Source organism: Sphingomonas sp. BK580, assembly GCF_014194975.1.
In the GTDB taxonomy this organism is placed as follows: domain Bacteria; phylum Pseudomonadota; class Alphaproteobacteria; order Sphingomonadales; family Sphingomonadaceae; genus Sphingomonas.
Map to the genome: position 1 here is coordinate 724,944 of NZ_JACIAY010000001.1, position 9,317 is coordinate 734,260.

The window sequence follows — 9,317 nt, forward strand, 5'->3', positions numbered from 1 at the left end:
GATGGCGGAGCGCTCCTTCAAGCGAGAGGTGGAGCAGCTCCGCCTCGGCGCCGGCGAGACGTTCGCGGGCGAGGGGATCCTCGCGGTCACCAAGGCGCTGCTCCAGGCCGGGGTCGCCTATGTCGGCGGCTACCAGGGCTCGCCGATCAGCCATCTGATGGACGTGTTCGCCGACGCCGACCCGCTGCTGCGCGAGCTGGGCGTTCACTTCGAGTCGAACGCGAGCGAGGCCGCCGCCGCGGCGATGCTGGCCGCGTCGGTCAATTACCCGCTGCGCGGCGCGGTGGCGTGGAAGTCGGTGGTGGGCACCAACGTCGCCTCGGACGCGCTGTCGAACATCGCCAGCGGCGGGGTCAAGGGCGGTACGCTCATCATCGTCGGCGAGGATTACGGCGAGGGCTCCTCGATCATGCAGGAGCGCACCCACGCCTTCGCGATGAAGTCGCAGATGTGGCTGCTCGACCCGCGCCCCAACCTGCCCAGCATCGTCGACATGGTCGAGGCCGGCTTCGAGCTCTCCGAGGCGTCGAACACGCCGGTGATGATCGAGCTGCGCGTGCGCGCCTGCCACGTCACCGGCAGCTTCACCGCGCGCGACAATCGCCGGCCGCCGCTCACCGTCGGCGAGGCCGCGGCCAACCCGGTCCGCGACGTCGACCGGATCGTGCTGCCGCCCGCCAACTTCCTGCACGAGCGCGAGAAGATCGAGCGGCGCTGGCCCGCGGCACAGCGCTTCATCGCCGAGCGGCGGCTCAACGAATGGTTCGGGCCGGCGCAGGACGACGTCGGCATCATCGTCCAGGGCGGGCTGTACAACACGCTCAATCGCGCTCTCGAGCTGGTCGGCCTGTCGGACGCACACGGCGCGGCGCGCGTGCCGGTCTACTGCCTCAACGTCACCTACCCGCTGCTACCCGACGAGGTCGCCGCCTTCTGCGCGGGCAAGCGCGCGGTGCTGATCGTCGAGGAAGGCCAGCCCGAGTTCATCGAGCACGAGCTCAACACCCTGCTGCGCCGCGCCGACCTCTCGACGCGCCTGGTCGGCAAGGAGTTGCTGCCGCGCGCGGGCGAATATTCGGGCGAAGTGCTGCGCGACGCGCTGCTCGCCTTCCTCGCGGCGCACGCGCCGGGGCGGGTCGCCGCCGCGCCCCCCGCGCCGCTGCCGCCCGAGCCCGAGCTGGCGCGCACGGTGCCGCCCCGCCCCGCCGGCTTCTGTACCGGCTGCCCCGAGCGGCCGATCTTCTCGGCGATGAAGCTCGTCCAGCGCGAGCTCGGCGCGCTGCACGTCTCGGCGGACATCGGCTGCCACCTCTTCTCGATCCTGCCGCCGTTCCACATCGGCAACACGACGATGGGCTATGGCCTGGGCACCGCCGGCGCCTCCGCCTTCAAGCCGAGCGAGGGCGCGGGGGCGCAGCGCGCGGTGGCGATGATGGGGGACGGCGGCTTCTGGCACAACGGCCTGACCTCGGGGATCGGCAACGCGGTCTTCAACCAGGACGACACCGTGACGATCGTGGTCGACAACGGCTATTCGGCCGCGACCGGCGGGCAGGACATCCTGTCCTCGCGCGCCGAGAGCACGACGCGGCGCACCAACAACCCGATCGAGCGCGCGCTCCGCGGCATGGGCGTCGGCTGGGCGCGCACGCTGACGCGCACCTATGACGTGGCACGGATGCGCGACACGCTCAAGGAAGCGCTCACCACCCCCGAGAAGGGGCCGAAGGTGATCGTCGCCCAGTCGGAGTGCATGCTCAACAAGCAGCGCCGCGTGCGGCCGCTGCTGGCGCAGGCGGCGCGCGAGGGGAAGCGCGTGGTGCGCGAGCGGTTCGGGGTCGATCCCGACACCTGCACCGGAGACCACGCCTGTATCCGCCTGTCGGGTTGTCCGTCGCTGAGCGTCAAGGCCAACCCCGATCCGCTGCGCCACCACCCCGTCACCGCGATCGACGACAGCTGCGTCGGCTGCGGCAATTGCGGCGAGGTGGCGCATGCCGCGGTGCTGTGCCCCTCGTTCTACAAGGCCGAGATCGTGACCAACCCCGGCCGGCTCGAGCGGCTGCTGGCGCGCTGGCGCGCCGCGCTGATCGGCTGGATCCAGGCGCGCGACGCGCGCGCGCTCGCGGCGAGGGCCTTCTGATGGCCGCGTCGACCGCGGGGGAGCGCGATCGCCTCACCGTCGCCATCCTGGCACTCGGCGGCCAGGGCGGCGGCGTGCTCGCCGACTGGATCCTCTCCCTCGCCGAGGCGGAAGGCTATGTCGCGCAGGGCACCTCCGTCCCCGGCGTCGCGCAGCGCACCGGCTCGACGATCTACTACATCGAGATGGTGCGACGCGACGCGGCAGGCGCGAACCGCCCCGCGCCGGTGCTCGCGATGACGCCGGTGCCGGGCGATGTCGACGTCGTGATCGCGTCCGAGCTGATGGAGACGGGGCGCGCGATTCTGCGCGGCTTCGTCAGCGCCGACCGTACGACGCTGATCGGATCGACCCACCGCATCTACGCCATCTCCGAGAAGTCGGCGCTGGGGGACGGCACCGGCGCGGGCGAGCGCATCCTCGACGCGGCGGCGCGGCGATCGAGGCGCTTCGTCGGCTTCGACATGGAAGCAGCCGCGGCGGGGGCCGGCAGTGTGATCAGCTCGGTGATGTTCGGCGCGCTCGCCGGGGCGGAGGCGCTGCCCTTCCCGCGCGAGTCGTTCGAGGCGGCGATCCGCCGCGGCGGGAAGGCGGTCGCCGCCAACCTCGCCGGCTTCGCCGCTGGCATGGCCGCGGCGGGCGAGCGCCGCACGGCGATCGAGACCGCCGCCGCGCCGCCGGCCGCCACCACACCTGCCGGGGCCGAACGCCAGGCGCGCGTCCTCGCCACCCTGCCCGGCGCCGCGCACGCCTCCGCGCTGGAGGGCGTGCGCCGACTGATGGACTATCAGGACGCGCGCTACGCCGACCTCTACCTCGACCGACTGGCACCGATCGCGGCACGCGGCGAGCCGGTGCTGACCGAGGCGGTGGCGCGGCATCTCGCCTTGTGGATGAGCTACGAGGACACGATCCGCGTCGCCGACCTGAAGGTGCGCGCGGCGCGCTCGGCACGCTTCGCGAGCGAGGTCCGGGTCGGCGCCACCCAGCTCCTCACCGTCACCGACTATATGCACCCCCGGCTGCGCGAGGTATGCGAGACGCTGCCGGCGCGGATCGGCGCGGGGATCTGGCACCGTCCCGCGCTGCGCCGACGGCTCGAGCCCTTGTTCTCGCGCGGGCGCCACGTCCGCGTCACCCGGCTGCGCTGGTTCCTGCTGCTGCGGACGGTCGCGGAGATGCGGCGGATCCGCCGCTCGACCTGGCGCTTCGCCGAGGAGCAGGCGCGCATCGAGGAGTGGCTCGCGCTCGTCGCCGCGACCGCCGCGACCGATGTCGCGCTCGCGACCGAGATCGCCGCCACGCAGGAACTGATCAAGGGCTATAGCGACACGTTCGAGCGCGGCCTGCGCCACTTCACGCTCGTGATCGAGGCGGCGCGACGGCTCGTCGGCCGACCCGACGCGGCGGCGCAGCTGCGCTCGCTGCGCGCCGCCGCGCTGGCAGACGAGGAGGGCAACGCGCTCGCCGCGGCGCTCGCCACGGCGGCGTGATCCCGAAAGTATTTTAAGCTTGAAGTATCTCGGCGGTCCGATAATCTGGCCTGCGTCCCCGTCGAGGAGAGTGCGATGAAGGTGGCATGCGTCGGCGGCGGCCCCGCCGGGCTGTATTTCGCGATCTCGATGAAGCTGCGCGACGCGTCGCACGACGTCACCGTCTACGAGCGCAACCGCGCTGGCGACACGTTCGGCTGGGGCGTGGTCTTCTCCGACCAGACGATGGATCGGCTCGGCGAGAACGACCCGGTCAGCGCGCGCGTGATGATCGACGAGCTGGCGCACTGGGACGATATCGCGGTCCATATCGACGACGGGGTGCGACGCGCCGACGACCGCTCGACCGGCCATGGCTTCATCGGCATCGGTCGCAAGCGCCTGCTCGACATCCTTCAGGCACGCGCACGCGAGTTGGGCGTGACGCTCGCCTTCGAGACCGAAGTGGAGCCGGACAGCGCCTTCCTCGCCGACAACGACCTGGTGGTCGCGGCGGACGGGCTCAACAGCAAGTTGCGCCGCCGCTACGAGGCGAGCTTCCGCCCCGACATCGACACGCGCCGCAACCATTTCGTCTGGCTCGGTACGCACCAGCGCTTCGACGCCTTCACCTTCCTGTTCAAGAAGACCGAGTTCGGCTGGATCTGGGCGCACGCCTACCAGTTCGACCAGGACACCGCGACCTTCATCGTCGAATGCGCGCCCGAGACCTATGAGCGCGCCGGCTTCGCGACGATGAGCCAGGCCGAGAGCTGCCGCCTCTGCGAGGCGATCTTCGCCGATCACCTCGGCGGGCACGCGCTGATGTCCAACGCCGGCCACATCCGCGGGTCGGCCTGGATCCGCTTCCCGCGCGTGATCTGCCACGGCTGGAGCCACGACAACGTCGTGCTGCTCGGCGACGCCGCGCATACCGCGCATTTCTCGATCGGGTCGGGCACCAAGCTGGCGCTGGAGGACGCGATCAAGCTCGCCGAGGTGATGAGCCGCCCCGGCCTCGACACGCGCGACGGCATGGCGACGGCGCTGCGCGACTATCAGGAGGAGCGCCAGCTCGAGGTCGTCAAGCTCCAGAACGCGGCGCGCAACTCGACCGAGTGGTTCGAGAACCTCGACCGCTACCTGGCGATGGAAGCCAAGCAGTTCACCTACACGCTGCTGACGCGCAGCCAGCGCGTCAGCCACGAGAACCTGCGGCTGCGCGACCCCGCCTGGCTGGCCGCGCTGGAGCGTTCGCTGGTGGCCGGCGCGCTCGGGCGCGAGACGGACGAGCCGATCCCGCCGATGTTTCTGCCGTTCCAGCTGCGCGACATGAGCTTGCGCAACCGCGTGGTGATGTCGCCGATGGCGATGTACTCGGCGGTGGACGGAGTCCCCGACGATTTCCACTTGGTCCACTACGGCGCGCGCGCGCTCGGCGGCGCGTCGCTGATCGTCACCGAGATGACCTGCGTCTCGCCCGAGGGCCGGATCACGCCGGGCTGCACGGGGTTGTGGAACGCGGCGCAGGCAGCGGGTTGGCGTCGCGTCACCGACTTCGTCCATCGCACGCCGGGCGCGCGGATCGCGGTGCAGCTCGGCCACAGCGGCGCCAAGGGGTCGACGCGGCTGGCATGGGAGGGGATCGACCGACCGCTCGAGGTCGGCAACTGGCCGGTGGTCGGGCCGTCCGACGTCGCCTGGACACCCGACAATCAGGTCCCGGTGGCGCTCGATCGTGCCGCGATGGACCGCATCCGCGACCAGTTCGTGCGCGCGACAGAGTTGGCCGAGGCGGCCGGCTTCGACATGATCGAGCTCCACTGCGGCCACGGCTATCTCCTCTCCGCCTTCCTCAGCCCCACGCAGAACCGCCGCACCGATGAGTATGGCGGCACGCTCGCCAACCGGATCCGATGGCCGCTCGAGATCTTCGCGGCGATGCGCGCGGTGTGGCCCGCGGAGAAGCCGATGTCGGTGCGCATCTCCGCGCACGACTGGGTCGGCGCCGACGGCAACACGCCCGACGACGCAGTGGCGATCAGCCGCGCCTTCGCTGCCGCCGGAGTCGACCTGATCGACGTGTCCTCGGGCCAGGTTACCAAGCGCGAGACGCCGGTCTACGGCCGGATGTTCCAGACGCCCTTCTCCGACCGTATCCGCAACGAGGTCGGCATCGCCACCATGGCCGTCGGCAACATCTGGGAGGTCGACCACGTCAACTCGATCGTCGCGGCCGGGCGCGCTGATCTGTGCGCGATGGGGCGCCCGCACCAGATGGACCCGAACTGGACGATCCGCGCCGCCGCGCAGCAGCAGCTCGACGACGCGCCCGTGCCGCCGCAGTACCAGAGCGGCTATTCTCAGCTGAAGCGCAACGCGGCGCGCGCCGGCCAGCTGACCGCGATCAAGTGAGCGACGGTGCACACGCTCTGGTCACCGGGGGTGGCAGCGGCATTGGCCTCGCGATCGCTGCCGCGCTGGCCGCGGCCGGGTACTGCGTCACCGTCACGGGGCGAGACGCGCGGCGGCTCGAACGCGCCTGCGCCGAGCTGCCCGGCGCCCTGCCGGTCGCCTGCGACGTCACCGACGCCAGCTCGGTCGCGTCCGCGCTCGCCGCCGCGCGCGAGCGCTCGGGTCCCGTCGCGGTGCTGGTCAACAACGCGGGCGTCGCGCGCACCGCGGCCTTCGAGAAGACCGAGGACCCGGTCTGGGACGAGGCCTGGCGCACCAACGTGCTCGGCGCGGTCCACCTGACCCGCGCGGTCCTGCCGGGCATGCGGACGCTGCCGCGCGGGCGCATCATCAACGTCGCGAGCACCGCCGCGCTGAAGGGCTACGCCTATGTCAGCGCCTATGCCGCGAGCAAGCACGCGCTGTTGGGGCTCACCCGCTCGCTCGCGCTCGAGCTCGCCGGGACCGCGATCACCGTCAACGCGGTGTGCCCGGGCTATACCGACACCGCGATCGTGCGCGACGCGGTCGACACGATCGTCGCGCGCACGGGGCGCGACCGTTCGGCGGCCGAGGCCGTCTTCACCGCCACCAACCCGCAGCGCCGGCTGATCGCGCCCGACGAGGTCGCCGCGACGGTGCTGTGGCTCGTCGCCGACGCGGCGCGCTCGATCACCGGCCAGGCGGTCGCGGTGGCCGGCGGCGAAGTCATGTGAGGCCGACCCGATGACCGTCTTCGATCCCGCCACCTATCATCCCTCGCACTTCGTCATCGAGGTCGCCGACTCGGTCGCGACCGTGACGCTGCACCGGCCCGAACGGAAGAACCCGCTCACCTTCGAATCCTATGCCGAGCTGCGCGACCTGTTCCGCGCGTTGTCCTACGCACCCGCGGTGCGCGCGGTCGTGCTCGCCGGCGCGGGCGGCAATTTCTGCTCGGGCGGCGACGTGCACGAGATCATCGGTCCGCTCACCGCGATGACGATGCCCGAGCTACTCGCCTTCACCCGCATGACCGGCGACCTGGTGAAGGCGATGCGGCACTGCCCGCAGCCGATCGTCGCCGCGGTCGACGGCGTGTGCGCGGGCGCGGGCGCGATCCTGGCGATGGCGTCGGACCTGCGCCTCGCCACACCCGCGGCGCGCACCGCTTTCCTCTTCACCCGAGTCGGCCTAGCCGGCGCCGACATGGGGGCATGCGCGATCCTGCCGCGGATCATCGGCCAGGGCCGCGCCGCCGAGCTGCTGTTCACCGGGCGCGCCTTCGACGCGGCGGAGGGCGAGCGCTGGGGCTTCTTCAACCGGCTGTGCGCGGCCGAGGCGCTGCTCGCCGAGGCACAGGCGCTCGCCGCCACGCTCGCGCGCGGTCCGACGTTCGCGCACGCGATGACCAAGAACCAGCTCAACATGGAATGGGCGATGTCGCTCGACACCGCGATCGAGGCGGAGGCGCAGGCGCAGGCGATCTGCATGGCGACGCGCGACTTCGAGCGCGCCTATCACGCCTTCGCCGCCAAGCAGACGCCGGTGTTCGAGGGAGACTGAGATGGCGGACACGACCTTCCTCGACTGGCCCTTCCTCGACCAGCGCCACCGCGACCATGCGATGTGGCTCGACGATTGGTGCGGCGCGCAGGGCGACGCGCTTCATCGGGAAAGCGGCGACGTCGGGGCCGACTGCCGCGCGCTCGCCCGCCTGCTCGGCGACGCCGGCGTGCTGCGCCACGCCGTGCCCGCCGCCTATGGGGGAGCGGCAGAGTCCGTCGACGTGCGGACTTTGTGCCTCACGCGCCAGACGCTGGCCTATCATCACGCGCTCGCCGACTTCGTCTTCGCGATGCAGGCGCTCGGCACCGGCGCGCTCGCGCTGTTCGGCGAGGAGTCGGTGCGACTCGCCTATCTGCCACGGGTCGCCGCGGGCGAGTGGGTGGCGGGCTTCGCTCTGTCGGAGAAGGAGGCCGGCTCCGACGTCGCGGCGATGGCGACCACCGCCACGCGGGTGCCGGGCGGGTGGCGGATCGACGGCGAGAAGACGTGGATCTCGAACGGCCCGATCGCCGACGTGCTGACGCTGTTCGCGCGCACCGGCGAGGGCGAGGGCGCGCGCGGCCTCTCCGCCTTCGTCGTGCCCACCGCCACCGCCGGCTTCGCGGTGACCGAGACGATCGACGTGATCGCGCCCCACCCGCTCGCCACGATCCGACTGGACGGCTGCGTCGTCCCCGAGGATCACCTGGTCGGCACGGCGGGTGGCGGCTTCAAGATCGCAATGGCGGTGCTCGACATGCTGCGCTCCACCGTGGGTGCGGCGGCGCTCGGCCTGGCGCGGCGCGCCACCGACGAGGCGATCGCGCGCGCGACGACGCGGCGGCTGTTCGGCGCGCCGCTCGCCGACCTGCAGCTGACCCAGGCCGCGATCGCGGACATGGCGCTCGGCAACGACGCGAGCGCGCTGCTGATCTACCGCGCCGCCTGGGCGAAGGACCGCGGCCAGCCGCGCGTGACCCGCGAGGCAGCGATGGCCAAGCTCCATGCCACCGAGACGGCGCAGCGCACGATCGACGCCGCGGTGCAGCTGTTCGGCGGCGCGGGTGTGGTGAGCGGTAACGTGGTGGAGCGACTGTATCGTGAGGTGCGCGCGCTGCGCATCTACGAGGGAGCGAGCGAGGTGCAGAAAGTGGTGATCGCGCGCGCCGCCATCGCGGCCGCGGCGGGAGGCGGTGCCGCATGAGAATCGTGCAGCTACCCGGCTGGCCGCGCCCGCGCGGCTACAGCAACGCGGTCATCGCCAGCGGCCGCCAGTTGTTCGTCGCGGGGCTGATCGGCTGGACCGCCGAGGAGCGGTTCGAGGCGACCGACCTGCCCGGCCAGTTCGAGCAGATCCTGCTTAACCTGCTCGCGATCCTCGCCGAGGCGGGGGCGGCGCCCGAGCATGTGGTGCGGATGACGTGGTACATCACCGACAAACAAGCCTATCTGCGCGACGCCCGGCGGATCGGCGAGATCTACCGCGCGCTGATGGGGCGCCACTACCCCGTGATGGCGGTCGTGCAGGTGGTCGCGCTGATGGAGGATGCCGCGCTGATCGAGATCGAGACCACCGCGGTGATCCCCGATGACCTGTGACATGACCCCGACACAAGGCGGTAGACGATGACCCAGATGGGCCGGTTCGACTGGGCAGACCCGTTCCTGCTCGACGATCAGCTGAGCGAGGACGAGCGGATGGTGCGCGACACCGCGCGTGC

Annotated in this window: 7 protein-coding genes; all 7 read left to right on the plus strand. The window is 71.7% G+C overall.

Annotated features, from left to right (window positions below; translation table 11 throughout):
- The first annotated feature begins 1 nt into the window (after window position 1).
- A complete protein-coding gene (locus tag FHY05_RS03165) occupies window positions 2-2,143 on the plus strand; it encodes an indolepyruvate ferredoxin oxidoreductase subunit alpha (protein WP_183942919.1) in 2,142 nt (713 codons plus the stop codon).
- Window positions 2,143-3,636: an indolepyruvate oxidoreductase subunit beta family protein gene (locus FHY05_RS03170; RefSeq protein WP_183942920.1), complete on the plus strand. Its 1,494-nt coding sequence runs from the start codon at window positions 2,143-2,145 to the stop codon at window positions 3,634-3,636. Before FHY05_RS03165 ends, FHY05_RS03170 begins: the two co-directional genes overlap by 1 nt.
- Before the next feature lie 75 nt (window positions 3,637-3,711).
- Entirely contained in the window at window positions 3,712-6,030 is a 2,319-nt protein-coding gene (locus FHY05_RS03175) for a bifunctional salicylyl-CoA 5-hydroxylase/oxidoreductase (RefSeq protein WP_183942921.1), read from the plus strand.
- The gene (locus tag FHY05_RS03180) at window positions 6,027-6,785 is read left to right on the plus strand and encodes an SDR family NAD(P)-dependent oxidoreductase (RefSeq protein ID WP_183942922.1); all 759 of its coding nucleotides are present in this window, start codon (window positions 6,027-6,029) and stop codon (window positions 6,783-6,785) included. Before FHY05_RS03175 ends, FHY05_RS03180 begins: the two co-directional genes overlap by 4 nt.
- Before the next feature lie 10 nt (window positions 6,786-6,795).
- Window positions 6,796-7,614, plus strand: a complete 819-nt coding sequence (locus FHY05_RS03185; RefSeq protein WP_183942923.1) for an enoyl-CoA hydratase family protein — start codon at window positions 6,796-6,798, stop codon at window positions 7,612-7,614.
- Between the two features lies 1 nt (window position 7,615).
- Window positions 7,616-8,800 carry an acyl-CoA dehydrogenase family protein gene (locus FHY05_RS03190; RefSeq protein ID WP_183942924.1) on the plus strand — a complete coding sequence of 395 codons (1,185 nt, stop codon included), beginning with the start codon at window positions 7,616-7,618 and terminating at the stop codon, window positions 8,798-8,800.
- A complete protein-coding gene (locus FHY05_RS03195; protein WP_183942925.1) occupies window positions 8,797-9,195 on the plus strand; it encodes a RidA family protein in 399 nt (132 codons plus the stop codon). The genes FHY05_RS03190 and FHY05_RS03195 overlap by 4 nt, the downstream gene beginning before the upstream one ends.
- Window positions 9,196-9,317: the final 122 nt, after the last annotated feature.

What these genes read in the sequence shown, in the direction of transcription:
- FHY05_RS03185 (WP_183942923.1), top strand. Translation starts at nt 6,796, where the DNA reads ATGACCGTCTTCGATCCCGCCACCTATCATCCCTCGCACTTCGTCATC.
- FHY05_RS03170 (WP_183942920.1), top strand. Translation starts at nt 2,143, where the DNA reads ATGGCCGCGTCGACCGCGGGGGAGCGCGATCGCCTCACCGTCGCCATC.
- FHY05_RS03165 (WP_183942919.1), top strand. Translation starts at nt 2, where the DNA reads ATGGCGGAGCGCTCCTTCAAGCGAGAGGTGGAGCAGCTCCGCCTCGGC.
- FHY05_RS03190 (WP_183942924.1), top strand. Translation starts at nt 7,616, where the DNA reads ATGGCGGACACGACCTTCCTCGACTGGCCCTTCCTCGACCAGCGCCAC.
- FHY05_RS03175 (WP_183942921.1), top strand. Translation starts at nt 3,712, where the DNA reads ATGAAGGTGGCATGCGTCGGCGGCGGCCCCGCCGGGCTGTATTTCGCG.
- FHY05_RS03195 (WP_183942925.1), top strand. Translation starts at nt 8,797, where the DNA reads ATGAGAATCGTGCAGCTACCCGGCTGGCCGCGCCCGCGCGGCTACAGC.